19 protein-coding genes, 1 rRNA gene, 1 pseudogene and 2 riboswitches are annotated in these 21243 nt (G+C 52.1%); of the genes and pseudogenes, 18 read left to right on the top strand and 3 right to left on the bottom strand.

The window, feature by feature from the left end; genetic code table 11:
• From rrf to tsaD, 5 genes are all read left to right on the top strand, one after another.
• A 5S ribosomal RNA gene (rrf, locus tag T260_RS1000000138300) occupies positions 1-87 on the top strand; the annotation flags it as partial.
• Between the two features lie 232 nt (positions 88-319).
• Positions 320-778 carry a tRNA (adenosine(37)-N6)-threonylcarbamoyltransferase complex ATPase subunit type 1 TsaE gene (gene tsaE / locus T260_RS128940; RefSeq protein ID WP_011229745.1) on the top strand — a complete coding sequence of 153 codons (459 nt, stop codon included), beginning with the start codon at positions 320-322 and terminating at the stop codon, positions 776-778.
• The gene (tsaB, locus tag T260_RS128935; RefSeq protein ID WP_011229746.1) at positions 775-1515 is read left to right on the top strand and encodes a tRNA (adenosine(37)-N6)-threonylcarbamoyltransferase complex dimerization subunit type 1 TsaB; all 741 of its coding nucleotides are present in this window, start codon (positions 775-777) and stop codon (positions 1513-1515) included. The genes tsaE and tsaB overlap by 4 nt, the downstream gene beginning before the upstream one ends.
• Positions 1475-1927: a ribosomal protein S18-alanine N-acetyltransferase gene (gene rimI, locus T260_RS128930; RefSeq protein WP_011229747.1), complete on the top strand. Its 453-nt coding sequence runs from the start codon at positions 1475-1477 to the stop codon at positions 1925-1927. Before tsaB ends, rimI begins: the two co-directional genes overlap by 41 nt.
• Positions 1924-2937, top strand: coding sequence for a tRNA (adenosine(37)-N6)-threonylcarbamoyltransferase complex transferase subunit TsaD (gene tsaD, locus T260_RS128925; protein WP_011229748.1), 1014 nt, complete (start codon positions 1924-1926; stop codon positions 2935-2937). Before rimI ends, tsaD begins: the two co-directional genes overlap by 4 nt.
• A gap of 322 nt (positions 2938-3259) precedes the next feature.
• On the opposite strand, the gene T260_RS128920 is transcribed toward tsaD, so the two are convergent.
• Positions 3260-5185, bottom strand: coding sequence for an ABC-F family ATP-binding cassette domain-containing protein (locus tag T260_RS128920; RefSeq protein ID WP_023634041.1), 1926 nt, complete (start codon positions 5183-5185; stop codon positions 3260-3262).
• 97 nt (positions 5186-5282) lie between these two features.
• Between T260_RS128920 and moaC the strand changes: the two genes are divergently transcribed.
• From moaC to tatC, 4 genes are read left to right on the top strand one after another with little or no spacing between them, the layout of a single operon-like run.
• Positions 5283-5771, top strand: coding sequence for a cyclic pyranopterin monophosphate synthase MoaC (gene moaC, locus T260_RS128915; RefSeq protein ID WP_011229750.1), 489 nt, complete (start codon positions 5283-5285; stop codon positions 5769-5771).
• Positions 5772-5786: 15 nt separating this feature from the next.
• Entirely contained in the window at positions 5787-6428 is a 642-nt protein-coding gene (locus T260_RS128910) for a redox-sensing transcriptional repressor Rex (protein WP_013144051.1), read from the top strand.
• A 16-nt stretch (positions 6429-6444) separates the two neighbouring features.
• Positions 6445-6597 (top strand): twin-arginine translocase TatA/TatE family subunit, encoded by a 153-nt coding sequence (gene tatA, locus T260_RS128905; protein ID WP_013144052.1) that lies wholly within the window; start codon positions 6445-6447, stop codon positions 6595-6597.
• A 20-nt stretch (positions 6598-6617) separates the two neighbouring features.
• Positions 6618-7361 (top strand): twin-arginine translocase subunit TatC, encoded by a 744-nt coding sequence (gene tatC, locus T260_RS128900; RefSeq protein ID WP_011229753.1) that lies wholly within the window; start codon positions 6618-6620, stop codon positions 7359-7361.
• Between the two features lie 183 nt (positions 7362-7544).
• Here the strand turns inward: tatC and T260_RS128895 are convergent, their stop codons facing one another.
• Positions 7545-7724: a YdiK family protein gene (locus tag T260_RS128895; protein ID WP_013522803.1), complete on the bottom strand. Its 180-nt coding sequence runs from the start codon at positions 7722-7724 to the stop codon at positions 7545-7547.
• Positions 7721-8455 carry a CPBP family intramembrane glutamic endopeptidase gene (locus T260_RS128890; RefSeq protein ID WP_023634042.1) on the bottom strand — a complete coding sequence of 245 codons (735 nt, stop codon included), beginning with the start codon at positions 8453-8455 and terminating at the stop codon, positions 7721-7723. The genes T260_RS128895 and T260_RS128890 overlap by 4 nt, the downstream gene beginning before the upstream one ends.
• A gap of 356 nt (positions 8456-8811) precedes the next feature.
• On the opposite strand from T260_RS128890, the gene groES reads away from it, so the two are divergent.
• The 9 genes and pseudogenes from groES to T260_RS01000000137985 form a co-directional block, all read left to right on the top strand.
• Positions 8812-9096, top strand: a complete 285-nt coding sequence (groES, locus tag T260_RS128885) for a co-chaperone GroES (protein WP_013144057.1) — start codon at positions 8812-8814, stop codon at positions 9094-9096.
• A 104-nt stretch (positions 9097-9200) separates the two neighbouring features.
• Complete coding sequence (groL, locus tag T260_RS128880; RefSeq protein WP_011229758.1) at positions 9201-10817, top strand: chaperonin GroEL; 1617 nt, start codon at positions 9201-9203, stop codon at positions 10815-10817.
• 440 nt (positions 10818-11257) lie between these two features.
• On the top strand, positions 11258-12628 hold the full coding sequence (fumC, locus tag T260_RS128875; protein ID WP_014194755.1) for a class II fumarate hydratase: 1371 nt from the start codon (positions 11258-11260) through the stop codon (positions 12626-12628).
• 189 nt (positions 12629-12817) lie between these two features.
• Positions 12818-13768 carry an AAA family ATPase gene (locus T260_RS128870; RefSeq protein ID WP_023634043.1) on the top strand — a complete coding sequence of 317 codons (951 nt, stop codon included), beginning with the start codon at positions 12818-12820 and terminating at the stop codon, positions 13766-13768.
• On the top strand, positions 13765-14946 hold the full coding sequence (locus T260_RS128865) for a DUF58 domain-containing protein (protein WP_014194757.1): 1182 nt from the start codon (positions 13765-13767) through the stop codon (positions 14944-14946). Before T260_RS128870 ends, T260_RS128865 begins: the two co-directional genes overlap by 4 nt.
• The gene (locus T260_RS128860; protein ID WP_023634044.1) at positions 14943-17105 is read left to right on the top strand and encodes a transglutaminase TgpA family protein; all 2163 of its coding nucleotides are present in this window, start codon (positions 14943-14945) and stop codon (positions 17103-17105) included. Before T260_RS128865 ends, T260_RS128860 begins: the two co-directional genes overlap by 4 nt.
• Before the next feature lie 40 nt (positions 17106-17145).
• Positions 17146-17247, top strand: a riboswitch (purine riboswitch).
• Positions 17248-17308: 61 nt separating this feature from the next.
• A complete protein-coding gene (gene guaA / locus T260_RS128855; RefSeq protein WP_023634045.1) occupies positions 17309-18841 on the top strand; it encodes a glutamine-hydrolyzing GMP synthase in 1533 nt (510 codons plus the stop codon).
• Positions 18842-18929: 88 nt separating this feature from the next.
• Positions 18930-19031: riboswitch (purine riboswitch) on the top strand.
• Positions 19032-19131: 100 nt separating this feature from the next.
• Positions 19132-20457: an NCS2 family permease gene (locus T260_RS128850; protein ID WP_011229764.1), complete on the top strand. Its 1326-nt coding sequence runs from the start codon at positions 19132-19134 to the stop codon at positions 20455-20457.
• 76 nt (positions 20458-20533) lie between these two features.
• Positions 20534-20918 (top strand): annotated as a pseudogene (locus T260_RS01000000137985) (GNAT family N-acetyltransferase); the annotation flags it as partial.
• Positions 20919-21243 lie beyond the last annotated feature (325 nt).

A 21243-nucleotide genomic window follows, 5' to 3' on the forward strand; every position in this document is an offset into this window, starting at 1 on the left:
GTTCCCATCCCGAACACGGAAGTTAAGCCCTCCAGCGCCGATGGTAGTTGGGGCCAGCGCCCCTGCAAGAGTAGGTCGCTGCTAGGCAGCTTCATTCACCAGGGAGTTTCGACACGCCTCATTCCCTTTTTCTTTTTAGGGGCGATTGCGCAACAGGGCGATCTGTCAGCGAGCCAAAAGGCTGCGCGGGATCGTCCTTTTTGTTTTTCCCTTTCTCCTATGCCTATTTTTCGTTTTGGAAGTGGCGGCAAGATGTTCGGATATGATACAATTTCAAAAGCAAGAGTGAAGATGATAAAAGGGGATAAGGTAGAACAAAATGAAAAAAATTGAAATTTTGGTGCATTCTCCGGAAGAAACGAAGTCGGTGGCCCGCCGGCTGGCGGAACATCTTGAGCGGGGAATGGTCATCGCATTAGAAGGTGATCTCGGGGCGGGAAAGACGACGTTTACGAAAGGTCTTGCTGAAGGGCTGGGCATTACGCAAACGGTCAATAGCCCAACGTTTACGATTATTAAGCAATATGATGGTCGGCTTCCGCTTTATCATATGGATGTATACCGACTTGAAGATGAATGGGAAGATCTTGGATTTGACGAATATTTTGCTGGCGATGGTGTTACGGTTGTTGAATGGGCGCATTTGATCGCCGGCCAGTTGCCTGAGGAACGGCTGACCGTTTTCTTGTTTCATCGTGGCGGCGATGAGCGGTTGCTTCGCTTTGAGCCGTCGGGGGAGCGTTATGAACAGTTGTGCAAGGAGATTTTTCCGTCATGAAAGTATTGGGAATTGATACATCGAATATGCCGCTTGGCATTGCGTTGGTAGATGGTGATGTCGTGAAAGGGGAATTCATCACCAATGTGAAAAAAGACCATTCATCCCGGGCGATGCCAGCCATTGAGTTGTTGCTTCGACGATGTGACGTTGCTCCAAAAGATCTCGATTTAATCGTTGTAGCGAAAGGGCCGGGGTCGTATACCGGGGTGCGGATCGGCGTGACGATTGCGAAAACGCTTGCCTGGTCGCTCGGTATTCCGATCGCCGGAGTGTCGAGCCTTGAAGTGCTCGCCGCCAATGGCCGTTATTTTCCTGGGGTGATCGTTCCGCTGTTTGACGCACGGCGCGGACAAATTTACACCGGGCTTTATCGCTACGAAGGCGGTGCGCTCCGCTGTCTTGAGGAGGACCGGATTGTGGCGGCGGATGAGTGGGCGCGTCGGTTGAGCGAGCGGGAAGAGGATGTATTGTTCATTGGTGCGGATGCACCGCTATATCGTGATTTGTTTCGAAGTCATTTAGGCGAACGGGTTCACGTGGCCCCGCCGTCTTTGGCGTTGCCGCGTCCGAGCGAGTTGGTGATGCTCGGCAAACAAAAAGAGCGCGAGAACGCCCATGTGTTTGTGCCGAACTACCTCCGCCTTGCCGAGGCGGAGGCGAAATGGCTCGCGAAACAAAAAGGGGAACAGAACGATGGGGATCAATGTTCAATTTCGGCCAATGACCATTCATGACATTGATGAAGTCGTGCAAGTCGAGCGGGCATCGTTTACTTCGCCTTGGAGCCGTGAATCGTTTTACAACGAGCTCATGTACAACCGCTACGCCAAATATATCGTCATGGTGTACAACGGGCGGATCATCGGGTATGGTGGGATGTGGCTTGTCATCGATGAGGCGCATGTGACGAATGTAGCCGTGTTGCCGCAGTTTCGTGGGCAAAAGCTTGGTGAAGCGCTCATGCGACGCTTGATGGACATGGCTAGGCAGCACGGGGCGGCGACGATGACGCTTGAGGTGCGCGTGTCCAATCATGTTGCCCAGTCGCTGTACCGAAAGCTTGGGTTTCGCAACGGAGGCATTCGCAAACGGTATTATCCGGATAACTTTGAAGACGCGTTAGTCATGTGGGTGAAGCTGAGATGAATGAGGACGTGTATGTATTAGGCATTGAAACGAGCTGCGATGAAACGGCGGCAGCAGTCGTGAAAAACGGAAGAGAGGTTTTATCGAATGTAGTGGCGTCGCAAATGGAAAGCCATCGGCGGTTTGGCGGCGTCGTGCCGGAAATTGCTTCCCGCCATCATGTGGAGCAAATTACGCTCGTTATTGAGGAAGCGATGCAGCAGGCCGGCGTATCGTTTGCGAGCCTTGATGCGGTGGCGGTGACGGCCGGACCGGGGCTTGTCGGAGCGCTTCTTGTCGGGGTCAACGCGGCGAAAGCGTTAGCGTTCGCCCATGGATTGCCGCTTATTGGAGTGCATCATATCGCCGGTCATATTTACGCCAATCAATTAGTGGCTGAAATGAAGTTCCCGTTGTTGGCGCTCGTCGTTTCCGGTGGTCATACGGAACTAGTGTTCATGAAGGAGCATGGGAATTTTGCGGTGATCGGTGAAACGCGCGATGACGCTGCCGGTGAGGCGTATGACAAGGTGGCGCGGGCTTTAGGCCTTCCGTACCCAGGAGGACCGCACATCGACCGGCTGGCTCATGAGGGCGAGCCAGTGATTGATTTGCCGCGAGCGTGGCTTGAGGAAGGTTCGTATGATTTCAGCTTCAGCGGCTTAAAATCGGCGGTTCTCAATGCGCTCCACAACGCGAAGCAGCGCGGCGAGGAGATCGATCCGAGACAGATGGCCGCGAGCTTTCAGGCCAGCGTCGTCGATGTGCTGGTGACGAAAACGGTGCAGGCCGCCAAAGAATACCGCGTACGGCAAGTGCTGCTCGCCGGGGGGGTGGCGGCCAACCGCGGGCTGCGGGCTGCACTGCAGGATAAAATGAAAGAGCTCCCCGATGTGGAGCTTGTCATCCCGCCGTTATCGCTATGCACCGATAATGCTGCGATGATTGCCGTTGCGGGAACAGTGTTATATCAACAAGGAAAGCGGGCTGATTTGGCGCTCAACGCCAATCCAAGCTTGCCGCTTGTCTAGGCAGTTGGCTGAAACGCGAAAGACACCGAAGGGCGATCCGTTTGCGGCAGGCAAACGGATCGTCCTTTTTATTTTCATGTGAAAAAAGTTTGTGTATATTTTTATCCACAAATCTGTGGACAATGTGGAAAAAGCGGTAAAACACTATCAACATAAGAAAGACAATACACAGCGATTTTTGTGTAACAAGGAAGATGTTTTTTGTGGATAATGTGGAAAAGTTGGTGAATAACTTATATTCCATGGTGGAAATTGTGGATTCTTTTGTGGATAATGTGACTAACTAAAGAACAACCCGCCGAAACTAGAGGCGGGTTGTCGGTTATAGTGAAGTATAAAGCTGTTCCCATTCGGCCAATAACATTTCGACTCGCTGCTTTCGCTCGTCGTTTTCTTGCGTCAATCGTTGCATCGTCTCATAGTCGCCGTAAACGGATGGATCACAAAGTTGCTGCTCGATCTCAGCGATTTGTGCTTCAAGCGTTGCAATCTCGGCTTCGATTTCATCCAAGCGGCGTTGGCGCTGGCGCCGTCGTTTTTTTTCCTCTTTTTCTTGCTCGTATGTCGTTTTGGCAGAATCACTTGCCGTTTCTGTCGGGCGGACGTTCAGGAGTGCCAGTTCGCGTATTTCTTCTTTTTTGGCGATGTAGTAATCATAGTCGCCTAAGTATTCCGTTAGGCCTCCGCTGGAAAGTTCAAACACCTTTGTTGCGATTCGGTTGATGAAATAGCGGTCGTGGGAAACGAACAAAATCGTTCCCGGGTAGTCGATGAGCGCTTGCTCGAGCACTTCTTTGCTGTCGAGGTCTAGATGGTTTGTCGGTTCGTCCAAAAGAAGGACATTTGCTTTTTGCAACATCAGCTTGGCGAGCGAAAGGCGTGCTTTCTCCCCGCCGCTTAAAGCGGAGACCGGTTTTAAAACGTCATCGCCGGAAAACAGGAAGTTGCCGAGCACGGTGCGAATTTCTTTTTCTGTCTTTTCGGGGTAGGCGTCCCACAGCTCGTCAAGCACCCGTTTGTTCGATGACAAATCAGCTTGGTCTTGATCGTAATAGCCGATTTGGACGTTTGCGCCGTAGCGGAGCTCTCCTGTTTGGATAGGGAGTTTTCGGGCGATCGCCTTCAGCAATGTCGACTTGCCGATGCCGTTCGGCCCGACTAGGGCGACGCTTTCGCCGCGCGTGATGCGGAAGCTGATTTGGCGGATGATGGGTGCACCGTCGCCATAGCCAACGGCTATGTCTTCAGCGGTGAGCACTTCATAGCCGCTCGGTCGATCGATCGAGAACGAAAAGGAGGCTGATTTTTCATCGCCGACAGGCCGTTCGAGCCGTTCTATTTTTTCCAGTTGCTTTCGCCGGCTTTGCGCCCGTTTGGCCGTCGAGGCACGGGCGATGTTGCGCTGGATGAAGTCTTGGAGTCGGGCGATTTCTTCTTGCTGTTTCTCGTACCGTCTTAACTCTTGTTCGTATTGCTCGGCCCGCAACTCCAAATAGCGGCTGTAGTTGCCGGCATAGTGTTTGAGCGTGGCATTCGACAGTTCGTATACGTCAGTGACGATTTTGTCTAAAAAGTAGCGGTCGTGGGAAACAACCAGGACGGCACCGGGATAGGCTTGCAAGTACTGCTCCAGCCAAGAGAGCGTCTCAAGATCCAAATGGTTCGTCGGCTCGTCCAAAATCAATAAATCCGGCTTGGACAACAGCAATTTCCCAAGGGCAAGACGCGTCCGCTGTCCGCCGCTTAACGACGAGATCGGCGTTGTTTTATAATCATATGAGGAAAACTGCAGCCCGTGCAAAACGGAGCGGATATCGGCTTCGTATTGGTAGCCGCCTTGTTCTTTGTATTGTTCTTGCAGCTCGTCATACGTTTTCAGCGTTTTTTCATAGCGAGCTGGATCGGCGAGTACGTCTGGGTCGCCGAGTTGCATGCTGAGTTCGGCGAGCTGTTTTTCGAGTCCTAGAAGCGGGGTGAATACCTCAAGCATTTCGTCCCAAATGGAACGCGGCGAGTCGAGCCCGCTGTTTTGCGCCAAATAGCCGATTTTGATATGGTTTGGTTTGATGATTTTGCCGCTGTCGAAAGAGAGTTCACCGGCGATGATTTTCAACAATGTCGATTTTCCCGCTCCGTTGCGGCCGACAAGGGCAATTCGGTCGTGGGACTGTATTTCTAGTTTTATATTCGATAAAATAAGGTCAGCGCCGAAATATTTCGTGAGCCCGTGCACTTGCAAAATGATCATGTCATTTCACCTCGCGAATAGTTTAACGTAAGTCGCGAAAACGGTCAAAGACGAATGATGAAAAATCGTGTATAGTGTATAAATGGAGGAGATTGTATTGTCATCGTTCACTCATTTCAATGAACAAGGGCGCGCGAAAATGGTTGATATTACGCACAAAGAAGATACTGTGCGAGTGGCTGTGGCGCAAACGAGCGTGACTGTCAGCCGGGAAATTTACGAAAAAATGACGAGCAATGCGATCGAGAAAGGGGATGTGCTCGCCGTCGCTCAAGTGGCGGGGGTGATGGCGGCGAAGAAGACAGCTGACCTTATTCCAATGTGTCACCCGCTTATGTTAAAGGGTGTGGACATTGCTTTTGCTTGGGAAAACGATGGAGAAGCGCATAAGCTCGTCATCACGGCAACGGTGAAAACGAAAGGGAGCACAGGAGTGGAAATGGAAGCGCTGACGGCCGCTTCGGTCTGTGCGTTGACGGTGTACGATATGTGCAAGGCGCTTGATAAAGGAATGGTCATCGGTCCGACGTATTTGGTCGAAAAAACGGGCGGGAAGTCTGGCCATTACCGACGGAAAACCGATTAGCTAGGGGATGAGATCATGAGCAACGAACAACCGAAAATTCCGCAGGCAACCGCCAAACGGCTGCCGCTTTACTATCGGTTTTTGAAAAACTTGCACGCTTCCGGCAAGCAACGCGTCTCCTCTGCCGAGTTGAGCGAGGCGGTGAAAGTCGATCCGGCGACGATCCGCCGCGATTTCTCCTATTTTGGCGCGCTTGGTAAAAAGGGATACGGGTATAATGTCAATTATTTGTTGTCGTTTTTCCGCCGGACGCTTGAAGAGGATGAGGTGACCGAAGTCGCCTTGTTTGGCGTCGGCAATTTAGGCACCGCCTTTTTAAACTATAATTTTTCGAAAAACAACAATACGAAAATCGTGATGGCGTTTGATGTCGATGAGCGGAAAGTAGGAACGACAGTCGGCGGGGTGCCGGTCTATCATCTCGATGAGTTGGAGGAGCGGCTTCACGAAAACATCCCGGTCGCCATTTTAACCGTGCCGGCCGCCGCGGCTCAAGCGCTGACCGACCGCCTTGTCGCCCAAGGAATTAAAGGCATTTTAAACTTTACTCCGGCGCGGTTGAACGTGCCGAACCATATTCGCGTCCATCATATCGATTTAGCCATTGAGCTGCAGTCGCTCGTCTATTTTTTGAAAAACTATCCATCGCCATCGTAAAAGGAGAGAACAACACATGAAATATTTGTTGCTCGTTGCTGTGATTTTGTTGCTGTTTGGCACGAAAAAGCTGCCAGAATTAGGGCGGTCGTTCGGCCAGTCGCTTCGCGAGTTTAAAGACGCCACAAAAGGGCTCGCTGATGACGAAGAAACGAAAACCGACCGATGACAAGGCAGGATGGAGAAACAATGAATGACAAAGAAATGTCGGTGTATGAGCATCTGGGTGAACTGCGAAAACGGCTCATCATCGTGCTCATCTTTTTTGCTGCGGCGCTTGTCGTTAGTTTCTTTTTTGTCGATGATGTCATTTTGTATTTGCAGCGAACGGCCGAGGCGAAGCATTTGACCATGAACGCCTTCCGCCTCACCGATCCGATTAAAGTGTATTTTCAGTTTGCCTTTGTCATCGCAGCTGTGCTGTCGGCTCCGGTGCTGTTGTATCAAATTTGGGCGTTTGTAAGCCCCGGTCTGTATGAAAAAGAGCGGAAAGTGACGTTAAGCTATATCCCGGCGTCGATCGTTCTTTTTTTAGCAGGCGTCAGCTTCGCTTATTTCGTCTTGTTTCCGTTTGTCGTTCGATTTATGAGCCAGCTGGCTGACCAACTAGGGGTTCAACAAATGATCGGCATTAATGAATATTTTCAGTTTTTGCTTCAGCTCGTGCTGCCGTTTGGCATCGTATTTCAGCTTCCGATTGTTGTGCTGTTTTTCACCCGCTTAGGGCTTATTACGCCGCAGCTTCTTGTTCGCATCCGCAAGTATGCGTATTTAGCGCTGCTTATTTTAGCGGCGGTCATTACGCCGCCGGATGTGTTGTCGCAAGTGATCGTCATGATTCCACTCACCATTTTGTATGAAGGAAGCATTTGGGTGGCGCGCATCGGCTATCGGAAAGCGCAGCGAGCAGTCGAGCAGGAAGGCAATGAGTGAGGCGGGACGAAAAACATTGAGAGGAAAGCGAGCAAGGCCGGGCCAAACGAAGGGGCTGTCTCAAAAGCCGCAAAACAGAGCTTTGAGGCCGGCCTCTTGTTTTTTTGTTTCCATTTTCACGATATGATCGCCGTCATGGGATTGATGTTCTGGTCCCTTCCCGCGCGAATCACGGGAAGGGGGTCAGCGTTTTGAGGCGAAAAGAAGGCGAAGGGCGGTGCCGAAATCAAAGGCAGCGAGCGCCGCTAAAGCGATGGTGGAGACGTTCCAAACCGTTTCATGAGCACTTTCGATGGCCAAATACGTAAACATTGAGCCTAAGACGAAATACAGAAGCGAAAACAGCCGAGGGTTTCGCATCATAGCCAAACCCTCCAAACGGCGAGCGGCAGCTCGGACTGGCGCATCATTTTCTCAATCTCGTCGGCCAATAGCGTCTGCATGACGACGACGAACGTATTCATGGCGACATGGGCGAAAATCGGTACGAAAATGCGTCCGGTTTTTGCGTATAAAAACGCGAATACCATCCCCATGGATGTGTACAGAAGCAAATGTTCTGGCTCCATATGGACAATGGCAAACAAAAGCGAACTGACAAGCGCAGCAAGCCAAAAGTTGTATTTTTCATAAAGCGAGCCGAAAATGATTTTGCGGAAGATGAGCTCTTCCAAAATCGGGCCGATGACGGAGGTGACGACGACCAACAGCGGCGTCAGGCGGATGATATCGATGATTTGCCTTGTATTTTCCGACCCTGGTTTGATGCCGAGCAGCCGCCATTCGATGTTGGCGGCGATGCTTTGGGCCGCGAGCGCCAAAAAGACGCCCAAGACCGCCCACATCCACGAGGAAGCAAGCGGCAGCCGCCGCATCATTCGTTCGTTGCGGTCACCGCGGAGCAGCCATAGGATAATGACAAAAGCGAGCAGGAAACTAATGATCGCCCAATACCCGGAAGCCAGTTTGGCGGCTTCGAGGCGGCTTTCCGTTCCTTGGCCGACGCCGAGGGCGCGAAGAAGCGGCACGCCGACAAAGGCGGACAGCTGCATGACGATATACGTGATGATGACGTACCAGTGGTTGCGTTTCAAACCCTCTACCCCTTTTATTTCAAATTATATCCGTATTGTAGCACATGTATGGCGAAAATAGTAAGAAAACTGCATCCTCGCATCCCACCTGACCGCCGTAAAAAAAATTAACCGGAGCCGTTTATCAGTCCGAGGAATGTGAAATAATGAAAACGGGCTCCGCGCGGATGGGGAGTAGAGGCAAAACAACCGGCTCCTTTTGCTCTTTCTTCTTTAGGAGAGAAAAACAGTTATTTTTTTGCATTTCCTACTTGCAAAACTGAAAGAAGTTCATTAATATTATAAGTGTGTTAGCACTCAATAGTGATGAGTGCTAATAAGAACGGTGAAAACTATCGTTAAGGAGGTTGTTCCCCGTGTTGAAGCCATTAGGCGATCGTATTGTCATTGAAGTCGTGGAAACAGAAGAAAAAACGGCTAGCGGTATCGTTCTGCCGGATACGGCGAAAGAAAAACCGCAAGAAGGCCGCGTTGTTGCTGTCGGTGCAGGCCGCGTGCTCGATAACGGCCAACGCATCGCGCCGGAAGTCGAAGTTGGCGACCGCATTATCTTCTCGAAATATGCGGGCACAGAAGTGAAATACGACGGCAAAGAATACTTAATTTTGCGCGAAAGCGATATTTTGGCTGTCATCCGCTAATATATGCGTTCATCACATAAACATTCCGAAAACATACTGGGTACTTAATCGGATACTTAACTTGTGGCACGCAGTCCAACAATTTCATAAGGAGGTAACGGGGTATGGCAAAACAAATCAAGTTCAGTGAAGAAGCGCGCCGTGCGATGTTGCGCGGGGTGGACAAACTTGCAGACGCAGTGAAAGTCACATTAGGTCCGAAAGGCCGCAACGTCGTATTGGAGAAAAAATTCGGTTCGCCGCTCATCACGAATGACGGGGTAACGATCGCGAAAGAAATCGAGCTCGAAGATCCGTTTGAAAACATGGGCGCGAAATTGGTCGCTGAAGTCGCCAGCAAAACGAACGACATCGCTGGGGACGGTACAACAACCGCTACGGTATTGGCTCAAGCGATGATCCGCGAAGGCTTGAAAAACGTAGCAGCTGGTGCCAACCCGATGGGCATCCGTCGCGGTATCGAAAAAGCGGTTGCTGTTGCGGTTGAAGAATTGAAAGCCATCTCCAAACCGATTAAAGGAAAAGAGTCGATCGCCCAAGTTGCTGCGATCTCGGCTGCTGACGAAGAAGTCGGCCAATTGATCGCTGAAGCGATGGAACGCGTTGGCAATGATGGCGTTATCACGCTTGAAGAGTCGAAAGGCTTCACGACGGAACTCGACGTTGTCGAAGGGATGCAATTCGACCGCGGTTACGTTTCACCGTACATGATTACGGATACGGAAAAAATGGAAGCTGTCCTTGAAAATCCGTACATCCTCATCACGGACAAAAAAGTATCGAGCATTCAAGAACTGTTGCCGGTCTTAGAACAAGTCGTCCAACAAGGCCGTCCGCTCCTGATCATTGCGGAAGATGTTGAAGGCGAAGCATTGGCGACGCTTGTTGTCAACAAACTGCGCGGCACGTTCAATGCGGTTGCTGTCAAAGCGCCTGGCTTCGGCGATCGCCGCAAAGCGATGCTCGAAGACATTGCGATTTTGACAGGCGGCGAAGTGATCTCGGAAGAGCTTGGCCGTGAATTAAAATCGACGACGATCGCGTCGCTTGGTCGTGCGGCGAAAGTTGTTGTCACGAAAGAAACGACGACGATCGTCGAAGGCGCTGGCGATTCGGAGCGCATCAAAGCGCGCATCAACCAAATCCGTGCGCAGCTTGAAGAAACGACGTCCGAATTCGATCGCGAAAAACTGCAAGAACGCTTGGCGAAATTGGCTGGCGGCGTAGCGGTCATCAAAGTCGGTGCGGCAACAGAAACAGAATTGAAAGAACGCAAACTGCGCATCGAAGACGCGCTCAACTCGACTCGTGCGGCTGTTGAAGAAGGCATTGTCGCCGGCGGTGGCACGGCTCTCATGAACATCTACAACAAAGTCGCTGCCATCGAAGCGGAAGGCGATGAAGCAACCGGTGTGAAAATCGTATTGCGCGCGATCGAAGAACCGGTTCGTCAAATCGCGCAAAACGCTGGTCTGGAAGGCTCGATCATCGTTGAGCGCCTGAAAAACGAAAAACCGGGCATCGGCTTCAATGCGGCAACAGGTGAATGGGTCGACATGATCGAAGCTGGTATCGTTGACCCGACGAAAGTCACTCGTTCGGCGCTGCAAAACGCTGCATCTGTCGCCGCAATGGTCTTGACGACAGAAGCGGTCGTTGCCGACAAACCGGAAGAAAACAAAGGCAACAACAACATGCCGGATATGGGCGGCATGATGTAATCCGCCTAGCGAAACAAAGAACACTGGGAGTAATCCCGGTGTTCTTTTTCTTTTTGCCGCTGGGCAGTAGTCAAATTGAACGTGAAGCTTTGCACTCGGGGCGGCAGGATGGAGCTTGAGTTCTTTGACGAGCAGCGGCGGGGCCGCAGCATCAGCAACCACTCCGCGGCGGCCTGTCGACCACGTATAAATCCCGAGCCGGTGGTCGACCGTTTCGCTGTTGATAGTCAACGTTAATGTAGGCAGCTTGATATCACCGAATGAACAGTCGGAAAGCCATAGAAGAAGCAAAATAAGAAGCGGGGCCCATCGTTTCTTCATTGTCGAACCATTCCCCTTTTTTGAATATAGGCGTCTTTTTAGCCGCTTCGTTGCGTTGATCCGGCTGAAAATGGGAATAAAAATGTAATGGGGATGTCGATGCAAAGGAGGACAACGCAATGAACGAACGAATCGAACGCGACTCGCTCGGCGAGGTGCGGGTGCCGGCCGATAAATACTGGGGGGCGCAGACGGAGCGGAGCCGGCAAAACTTCCGCATCGGCAAAGAAACGATGCCGCTTGAACTCATTTACGCCTATGCCGAGTTGAAAAAAGCGGCGGCCATCGTCAACCATCGAGCCGGGAAACTGAGCGAAGCGAAGCAGCGGGCGATTGTGGCCGCGTGCGAGGAAATTTTGGCGGGCCAATGGGATGACCATTTTCCGCTCGTCGTCTGGCAGACGGGAAGTGGGACGCAGACGAACATGAACGTCAATGAAGTCGTGGCGAGACGGGCGAGCGAGCTGCTGGATGAGGGGGAAGGGCGCATTCACCCAAACGATGATGTGAACATGTCGCAAAGCTCGAACGACACATTCCCAACTGTGATGCATATCGCGATCTTCACGAAGATCCAAACGCACCTCCTGCCAGCGCTTGATGGCTTGATCAGGACATTCGCGACCAAAGAACGCCAATATGGGAAGACGATCAAAATCGGGCGCACCCACTTGCAAGATGCGACGCCGCTCACATTTGGACAAGAGATTTCCGGCTGGCGGGCGATGCTTGATAAAAGCAAGGCGATGATCATAGAGGCGAGTGAGAAGCTGCTTGATTTGGCGATCGGCGGCACGGCGGTTGGCACCGGAATCAATGCGCCGCCGGGATTTGGCGAGCAAGTGGCCGAGCAGCTAAAAACGCAGACGGGCTATCCGTTCCGTTCGTCAACCAATAAATTCCATGCGCTGACAAGCCATGATGAGATCGTGTATGTCCACGGAGCGTTGAAAGCGCTCGCCGCCGATTTGATGAAAATCGCCAACGATATCCGCTGGCTGGCGAGCGGGCCGCGCTCCGGGCTCGGGGAGATCACGATTCCAGCCAATGAACCCGGAAGCTCGATCATGCCGGGGAAAGTGAATCCGACGCAAAGCGAAGCGATGACGATGGTCGCTGTGCAAGTGTTCGGCAATGACGCCACGATCGGCTTTGCGGCGAGCCAAGGCAACTTCCAATTAAATGTGTTCAAGCCGGTCATCGCCTATAACGCCATTCAGTCCGTGCAGCTGCTCGGCGATGTGATCCGCTCGTTTGATGAACGGTGCGCCCAAGGGCTGGAGGCGAACGAAGCGAAAATGAAAGAATACGTGGACCGCTCACTCATGCTCGTGACGGCGTTGAGCCCGCATATCGGCTACGACCGGGCGGCGGAAATCGCCAAGCTCGCCCATCGCGAAGGGTTGACGCTCAAGGAAGCGGCGTTGAAAACCGGGTATGTCACGGCGGAGCAGTACGAGGAATGGGTGAGACCGGAGAAGATGATTTAAGGGAAAAGCGCTCATCCCGCTTCCGTGGGATGGGCGTTTTCATTTTTGATTTCTCCCTTTTTTCTCCTTCCCCCTTTGTTGCAAATCCATTCCAAAAGTTGTGTATATTCGATATTATATTAATAGTAGAAACTAGATAGTTCCTACCCCTAAAAGTCCCATTGATCACCATAAAAGGAGTTTGATGTAATGAACGAACCGTTGCTTTCCCCGCTTGAGCAAGTTGTCCGCAATATTGAACAAGTCATTGTCGGAAAACGCAATGTCATTGTGCTCAGTTTAACAGCGCTGTTGGCCAAAGGACACGTATTGCTTGAAGATGTGCCAGGCGTTGGCAAGACGATGCTCGTGCGCGCGCTGGCGAAATCGTTCAGCGCCGAGCTGAAACGGATTCAATTTACGCCGGATTTGTTGCCGAGCGATGTGATTGGCGTTTCTGTCTATAACCCGAAAGAGCAGCAGTTTGAGTATAAACCCGGACCGATTGTCGCCCATATCGTGCTCGCTGACGAGATCAACCGGACGTCGCCGAAAACGCAGTCGGCGCTGCTTGAGGCGATGGAAGAAGGAAGTGTGACGGTGGATGGTGTCACGCGGGCGCTGCCGCAGCCGTTTTTTGTGATGGCGACGCAAAACCCGATTGAATATGAAGGAACGTATCCGCTTCCTGAGGCCCAGCTTGACCGGTTTTTGTTGAAATTGCATATGGGCTATCCGTCCCCTGACGAGGAAATCGAAATGTTAAACCGTTTAGAAAAAACGGCACCGCTGGCGGAGATCGGCCCGGTGATGTCGCTTGATGAATTGCTTGCGCTGCAACGAAAGGTAGCCGACGTGCATGTGAGCGATACCGTGAAACGATATATCGTCGATCTCATCCAGCAAAGCCGTCAGCATGAAGCGGTCTATTTAGGCGTCAGCCCGCGCGGATCGGCCGCATTGATGAAAGCGGCGCAGGCGTACGCGTTCATCCATGGCCGCGATTTTGTCATCCCCGATGATGTGCAGCAGCTCGCTCCCTATGTGCTCGCCCACCGCCTGCTCGTCCGGCCGGAAGCGAAATGGGACAAGTTTGATGCAGAAGCCATCATCGGACAGCTCATTGCCCGCACGCCGGTGCCGGTGCCAGGGCGGCGATGAGCATGAGAGGAAAATGGAATGGCCGACGATGGCCCGCTTTTCTTCGCCTGTTGATTTTGGCGGCTGTCTTGTTTTCGTACGCCATGTTTCAAGGTGGATTTGTCAGCTGGTTTTTGTTTTACAGCTTTTTGCCGTTCGGTTTGTATGCGTTCTTGGTCGCGATGTATCCGCTTCGACGCGCCGCGGTAAGCCGGACGGTGCCGGCGCGGCGCTACCATGCGGGTGAATCGATTCCGGTGATGGTTCGTATCGAGTTGCCGTGGGCGGTTCCGCTGGCGGCGCTTGCTGTTGCTGAGGAAGGGCGGAAGCACGGAGGAGAGATGATTGCGATTGCTTGGCCGTTTCGCCGCCACCTTTCTTGTACATGGCCGCTTTCCTTGCCGCGCGGCCGTCATCAATTGGAAGCTGTTCGCTTGGAAGCGCGCGATGTCTTTGGCTGGGTGAACAAAACGGCATCGTTTTATGTCCCGTGCACGGTTATCGTCTATCCACGTTATATCCAATGGCCGCCTGAGATGGTGCGCGAATGGTTTGCCCAAGGAAAAGCTGCGCGCACACTTGCCTATCGCCGCGATATGGCCGTGGCGGCCGGCGCCCGTGAATACGTGCCTGGGGACAAAATGTCGTGGGTGCATTGGAAGGCGTCAGCGCGCAGACAGGAACTGATGACCAAAGAGTTTGATGAACAGCGCAATGACGATTGGATCGTTGTGCTCGACGGCGCCGCTTCTCCATGGTTTGAGGAGCTTGTCACGTTAGCGGCTTCCGTATCGAAGGCGTTGATGGATGAAGGGGTGCCGGTCGGGCTGCTCGTTGCTGGAAAAGAGCGTTCTTTCTTAGCGCCGCGCCGCCATGACGGACAGTGGCAGTCGATTCTTCTCCGGTTGGCGGAAGTGGACGTCGGCGGCCAAGAGCCGCTCGCGCATGTTTTAGCTGAGGAGGCGAGCTGGAGGACGGCTGCTGGTTGCATCATTGTGACGTCCGCGTTGTCCGCCCAGTTGGCCGGGCAGCTCCGAGCAATGGCGCCAAAACGCCATATTGTTCTGTATGTTGTCAGCCGTGAATGGGGAGAGGATGAGCGGAATTGGGCGGACAGGCTTCGCCGCAGCGGAGTGTATGTGTCGCGCATTGACCCGCAGGCGTTGCAAACCGTCCGGCAAGGAGGAGGAGATGGATGAGACCGTTAGGGGCAAACATGTTATCTACCGTGCTGCCTAACGCCCTAGCCGCTTGGCTGCTCACGGAATGGCTTTGGCCGTTAGAGGCCGTCACCGATACAGCGCATATAGGTGTGTTTGTATCATTTGTCGCCCTTTGTTTCGGACTTCATTTGCTCCGTGTTCCCATATGGCTTTCCGCGCTCGGAAAAATGGTTTATATATGGTGGGCGCTTTCTCGCCTATTTTCTTTTGCTTCGATCGCCGCTTTGTCTCATGCGCTTTGGCGGGATAGCACCGTCTGGTTGTCGGGCGATTGGTCTTCTATGCCGGGCGATGCGCTGCGCACCTTTGTCTTTTTTCTGCTGTTATGGGCCGTTTCGTTCCTGTTGCATTGGCTTATTGTACGGCGGAATCGGTGGTTTGTCCCATACGCGTTGACAGTTGGGTATATCGCTGTGCTTGATACGTTTCTGCCATATAGCGGCAACGGGGCGATCCTTCGTCTTGTTGCGCTCGGCTTTTTTGCCTTCGTTTGGTTCCAGGGTGAAGAGCTGCAGGCAAAAGCGCCGTCTTTTCGCATCGGAAAGTGGCGGGCGGCCGCTCTGTTCATTCCTGCCGTCGCTCTTGCGGTTGGGTATGCAGGTCCGAAGCTGCCGCCGCAATGGCCGGATCCGGTGGCGTTTATCCGCAGCTATCACGCCCAGCCGGAAGAAACGAACGATGACTCACCTTCTCCTGGTGTGGCAAAAGTGGGATATGGGCAAAATGATTCCCGCCTCGGCGGGCCGTTTATTGCTGATGATACCGTCGTTTTCATTGCCAAAGACCAAGGCCGTCATTATTGGCGCGTCGAAACGAAAGACATTTACACAGGAAAAGGGTGGGAAGCGTTTCAAAGCGAACAAGTCCAGTCGTTTGGAAACGGTGAGCTGATTAGGTATGAATGGTGGAGCGACAAAGTCAAGACAGTCGAGCAGACGGCGGAAATCACCCGCCAAGACCAGGCGTTTCATCTCGTCTATCCGCTCGGCTTGCAACAGGTGCAAACGTCTGACCATATCGTCTACCGCATGCATATGGCGACGGAAAAAATTTATACGAGCGATCAAAACGCCAACGCGCTTCCGATCCGTCAGTATATGCTGACGTATATGGAGCCAGATTTTCCGATTGAGGCATTGCGCGCCGCGCCTCCTGTCCAAAACCCGCCCTTTTTGAAACGCTATACGCAATTGCCAGAGACGCTTCCGCAACGGGTTCGCGAGTTGGCGAAGCAAATTACTGATGGAAAAGAAACCGTGTACGACAAGGTAAAAGCGATCGAGCAATACTTCCATCTGAACGGATACACGTACGAAACGACGGACGTCGCTGTTCCCGGGCCTGATCAAGATTACGTCGACCAGTTTTTATTTGAGACGAAGCAAGGGTATTGCGACAATTTTTCCACCTCGATGGCGGTGCTCGTCCGCACACTGGGCATTCCAGCGCGCTGGGTGAAAGGGTACACATCCGGACGGTTGGTTGGGGAACAAGACGGGCAATCGGTTTATGAAGTGCGCAACAACGACGCCCATTCATGGGTCGAAGTGTATTTTGAAGGCATCGGCTGGGTGCCGTTTGAACCGACGCAAGGGTTTGTCAATCCATATGCGTTCTCGCTTGCCGCTTCGAATCCAGAGGAGCCAGAACCACAGCTGCAGCCGGAAGAACGGGAAACGCCGCGTGTGCCGCTCGATCAATTACTTGAGCAACCTTCGACGGCACAGGGGGAGCATTGGTGGGAGAAGCTGGCGGATGTTTGGTCGTGGAAAATGGGGTTGACCGCGCTGGTCGTGTTGGCCGTGTTGGGCGGAGCGGCCTATGCGACAAGGCGGAAATGGTGGCCGCGCTTTACGCTGTTTCGGTTCCGCCGCCGGAAACTCGATGGGGCCGCCTGGCTCATTTCTGCGTACGGGGCGCTTCTTCGCCATTTGCAAGATTATGGACTTAAGCGTCGGCCGCATGAAACGCTGCGTCAATACGCCGCCGAAGTGGATCGCCTGTTTGAAACAGATGAAATGAATCGGTTGACGAAACTATATGAACGCGCCGTATACGGAACGGGAATCAAGGAAGCCAATGTCCGTGAAGCGGTGGAATTGTGGGAAAATTTAATAAAAAGGACGATCTCTTGACCGTATGCCGGCAAGTTGATAGAATGAACTCAAATTTGCATACGGATAGACGAAAGCCCTTCATATAAGCGCAAGAATATGGCTTGCGCGTCTCTACCGGGCCGCCGTAAACGGCCCGACTATGAAGGCAGAAGACGCTGCTATTCTGCCTTCATCCATATTTTGGGCAATGGCAGCGTTATTTTTTTGACGGGGTGGAAAACATGAACCAAGAAATGATCGTCGTCTTGGACTTTGGCAGTCAATATAACCAGCTGATTACCCGCCGCATCCGAGAGTTTGGCGTCTACAGCGAACTGCATCCGCACACGATCCGTGCTGAGGAAATTCGTGCGCTGAACGCCAAAGGAATCATTTTCTCGGGCGGTCCAAACAGCGTGTATGATGAACAAGCGTTTACATGCGACCCAGCGATTTTTGAGCTGGGGCTGCCGATTTTAGGGATTTGCTACGGGATGCAGCTGATGGCGCACCATTTAGGAGGTAAGGTGGAAAAAGCGACGCATCGTGAATACGGCAAAGCGCTCATCCAAGTGAAAAACGATTCTTTGCTTTTTCATGGTTTGCCGGACGAGCAAGTCGTTTGGATGAGCCACGGCGATTTGGTGACCGCTCCGCCGGCTGGTTTCGCTGTCGATGCGACGAGCCCTTCGTGCCCGATTGCTGCGATGAGTGACGAACGGCGAAAATGGTATGGAGTGCAATTCCATCCAGAAGTGCGCCACTCGGTATACGGCAATGATCTATTGAAGAAATTTGTCTTTGAGGTATGCGGCTGCCGGGGCGACTGGACGATGGAAAACTTTATTGATGAGCAGGTGCGCCGCATCCGTGAACAAGTGGGCGGAAAAAAAGTGCTGTGCGCCTTAAGCGGCGGAGTCGATTCGTCGGTTGCTGCCGTTTTGGTGCACCGCGCCATTGGCGATCAACTTACTTGTATTTTCGTCGACCATGGCCTTTTGCGCAAAGGTGAAGCCGAAAGCGTCATGAAGACGTTCCGTGAGCAGTTCCAAATGAATGTCATTAAAGTTGATGCGAAAGACCGCTTTTTGGCGAAACTCAAAGGGGTTACGGACCCGGAACAAAAGCGGAAAATCATCGGCAACGAGTTTATTTACGTATTTGACGACGAGGCGGCCAAGCTTGAAGGCATTGAATTTTTGGTGCAAGGCACGCTCTATACCGACATTATCGAAAGCGGCACGGCGACGGCGCAAACGATCAAATCGCATCATAATGTCGGCGGTTTGCCGGAAGATATGAAATTCGAACTGATCGAACCGCTCAATACGCTGTTTAAAGACGAAGTGCGTGCACTCGGCACGCAACTAGGAATCCCAGACGAAATCGTCTGGCGGCAGCCGTTCCCGGGGCCAGGGCTTGGCATCCGTGTTCTTGGAGAAGTGACGGAAGAAAAATTGGAAATCGTTCGCGAATCAGACGCCATTTTGCGCGAAGAAGTGAAAAAAGCTGGGTTGGACCGCGAAATTTGGCAATACTTTACCGTCCTTCCCGACATTCGCAGCGTTGGGGTGATGGGGGATGCCCGCACGTACGATTATACGGTGGCCATCCGCGCGGTGACCTCGATTGACGGGATGACCGCCGATTGGGCGCGCATCCCGTGGGATGTGCTCGAGCGGATTTCAACGCGCATCGTCAATGAGGTGCCGCATGTCAACCGCGTCGTCTACGATATTACAAGCAAGCCTCCGGCAACGATCGAGCGGGAATAAAAACGAACAAAAGACGAACATTTCCAAAGAAATGTTCGTCTTTTTTCTTGACAGGTCATCTTCAGGCTGATACAATAGCCGTGGAATCATGAATATTGTTGAATTCCGTCGTATAATCCCGGGAATATGGCTCGGGAGTTTCTACCAAGCTACCGTAAATAGCTTGACTACGAGGGATGCGGGATCGGAGAGTGCTTGTTTGTCCTCTCTCTGTTCGTCATTCCTTCCTAGTCAACGCTTCTGGTAGCTGCTAGAAGCGTTTTTTATTTTATGTATAGGAGGGGGCAGACGTGAGAAAGTACTTCCAGTTTGATGAGCTCGGCACGAACTATCGAACGGAGATTATCGCCGGGCTGACGACGTTTTTGTCGATGGCGTACATTTTGTTCGTCAACCCATTTACCTTGTCGTTAGGGGCTGTGAAAGATTTTCCTGATGAACTGCGCATTGACCAAGGCGCCGTGTTTGTCGCCACGGCTTTGGCAGCGGCGTACGGATCGATTTTGATGGGAGTGTTGGCCCGCTATCCAATCGCCTTGGCGCCTGGGATGGGGCTGAATGCCTTTTTCGCCTTCACCGTCGTGCTGCATATGGGCATTCCGTGGCAAACAGCGCTGGCAGGAGTGTTTGTTTCCGGCATCATTTTTACGATTTTATCGCTCACCGGCATTCGGGAAAAAATTATCGATGCCATCCCGGTTGAACTGAAATATGCAGTCAGCGCCGGAATTGGGCTGTTCATCACGTTCATCGGCTTGCAAAACGCTGGAATTATTGTCGATAACAAAGCAACGCTCGTCGGATTAAGTTCGTTGAAAGACGGCAATACACTGTTGGCCATTTTTGGATTGTTCATTACTGTTGTTTTGATGGTAAGAAAAGTAAACGGCGGCGTCTTTTACGGCATGGTCATTACCGCGATTGTCGGCATGATTTTCGGTTTGATCAAAGTGCCGCATCAAATTGTCGGCGCTATTCCGGACATTTCACCAACCTTCGGTGTAGCGATCAAGCATTTGCCGGACATTTTCTCGTGGAAAATGCTCGGTGTTGTCTTAACGTTCTTTATTGTCGACTTTTTCGATGCGACCGGGACGCTCTTGGCTGTCGCCAACCAAGCCGGGTTGTTGAAAAACAATAAACTGCCGCGCGCCGGCAAAGCGCTGCTCGTTGACGCGACAGCCGTCATGGTCGGAGCGGTGTTTGGCACATCGACAACGACGTCGTACATCGAATCGTCAGCCGGCGTCGCCGCTGGAGGACGCTCAGGGTTTTCCGCGGTCGTGACGGGGATTTTGTTCTTGCTGGCGTTGTTCTTCTCGCCGCTGTTAAGCGTCATTACCGCACCGGTCACCGCGCCAGCGCTCATCATCGTCGGGGTATTAATGGCCTCGTCGATCGGCGAAATTGACTGGAAGAAGTTCGAAGTCGCTGTACCGGCATTCTTCACGCTCATCACGATGCCGCTTTCCTACAGCATCGCCACTGGGATTGCCGTTGGCTTCATCTTCTACCCGATCACGATGATTTTAAAAGGCCGCGGCAAAGACGTGCATCCGCTGTTGTATGTGCTGTTTGTCGTTTTTATTTGTTACTTCGTCTTTTTGCGGGAATAGTAACGGAGACGCAAGACTGTTCCAAAAGGCAGTTTGGATAGCCTTTCGGAGCAGTCTTTTTTGTATGTCCTAAAAGGTCGGTCAAGGATTGCGGAAATTTGCTGCTGGCAATGGTTTTGAGGCAGGGATTTGGCATCGTGGCCAATTGGCCGGTGTCATTGGAATTCATTATATTGATCGGGTGAATCGAAAAACGAGCATTGGCTTACTGGCTTGGCGAATCGTTTCAAGGAATGGGGCTGATGACGAAAGCATGCAAGGCGTGCATCGACTATTTGTTTACAGAGCAAGGGATGAATCGCGTTGAAATCCGCTGTGCAACAGAAAATCACCGGAGCAGAGCGATTCCAGAACGGCTGGGATTTACAAATGAAGGAACGATTCGAGACGCGGAGTGGCTTTACGATCATTTTGTTGACCATGTTGTGTACGGGATGTTAGCAAGAGAGTGGAAGAGATAAGAACAAAGCGGTTTTGATTTGAAAGAAAAAATCTTGAATGAACAGTTGACACATCAAAACAGAGGTGCTATATTAATAAAGCCGTTTCGGTGCGGCGAAAAAAAGCAAAAAATGTGTTGACAAAAACAAAAAAAGGTGATATATTATAAGAGTCGCTTTCGAGGAGGCGAATTCCTCGAACAAAGAAAGAATAGCTCGTTCCTTGAAAACTGAACGAAACAAAGCGCAACGAAAAGCTGAGGCCGCATTGGCCAAAGCAAAAGCCAATCAACTTTCTTTTGGAGAGTTTGATCCTGGCTCAGGACGAACGCTGGCGGCGTGCCTA

Source organism: Geobacillus thermopakistaniensis, from assembly GCF_000498995.1.
GTDB lineage: Bacteria > Bacillota > Bacilli > Bacillales > Anoxybacillaceae > Geobacillus > Geobacillus thermoleovorans.

What these genes read in the sequence shown, in the direction of transcription:
- tsaE (WP_011229745.1), top strand. Translation starts at nt 320, where the DNA reads ATGAAAAAAATTGAAATTTTGGTGCATTCTCCGGAAGAAACGAAGTCG.
- tsaB (WP_011229746.1), top strand. Translation starts at nt 775, where the DNA reads ATGAAAGTATTGGGAATTGATACATCGAATATGCCGCTTGGCATTGCG.
- rimI (WP_011229747.1), top strand. Translation starts at nt 1,475, where the DNA reads ATGGGGATCAATGTTCAATTTCGGCCAATGACCATTCATGACATTGAT.
- tsaD (WP_011229748.1), top strand. Translation starts at nt 1,924, where the DNA reads ATGAATGAGGACGTGTATGTATTAGGCATTGAAACGAGCTGCGATGAA.
- T260_RS128920 (WP_023634041.1), bottom strand. Translation starts at nt 5,185, where the DNA reads ATGATCATTTTGCAAGTGCACGGGCTCACGAAATATTTCGGCGCTGAC.
- T260_RS128910 (WP_013144051.1), top strand. Translation starts at nt 5,787, where the DNA reads ATGAGCAACGAACAACCGAAAATTCCGCAGGCAACCGCCAAACGGCTG.
- tatA (WP_013144052.1), top strand. Translation starts at nt 6,445, where the DNA reads ATGAAATATTTGTTGCTCGTTGCTGTGATTTTGTTGCTGTTTGGCACG.
- tatC (WP_011229753.1), top strand. Translation starts at nt 6,618, where the DNA reads ATGAATGACAAAGAAATGTCGGTGTATGAGCATCTGGGTGAACTGCGA.
- T260_RS128895 (WP_013522803.1), bottom strand. Translation starts at nt 7,724, where the DNA reads ATGATGCGAAACCCTCGGCTGTTTTCGCTTCTGTATTTCGTCTTAGGC.
- groL (WP_011229758.1), top strand. Translation starts at nt 9,201, where the DNA reads ATGGCAAAACAAATCAAGTTCAGTGAAGAAGCGCGCCGTGCGATGTTG.
- fumC (WP_014194755.1), top strand. Translation starts at nt 11,258, where the DNA reads ATGAACGAACGAATCGAACGCGACTCGCTCGGCGAGGTGCGGGTGCCG.
- T260_RS128870 (WP_023634043.1), top strand. Translation starts at nt 12,818, where the DNA reads ATGAACGAACCGTTGCTTTCCCCGCTTGAGCAAGTTGTCCGCAATATT.
- T260_RS128865 (WP_014194757.1), top strand. Translation starts at nt 13,765, where the DNA reads ATGAGCATGAGAGGAAAATGGAATGGCCGACGATGGCCCGCTTTTCTT.
- T260_RS128860 (WP_023634044.1), top strand. Translation starts at nt 14,943, where the DNA reads ATGAGACCGTTAGGGGCAAACATGTTATCTACCGTGCTGCCTAACGCC.
- guaA (WP_023634045.1), top strand. Translation starts at nt 17,309, where the DNA reads ATGAACCAAGAAATGATCGTCGTCTTGGACTTTGGCAGTCAATATAAC.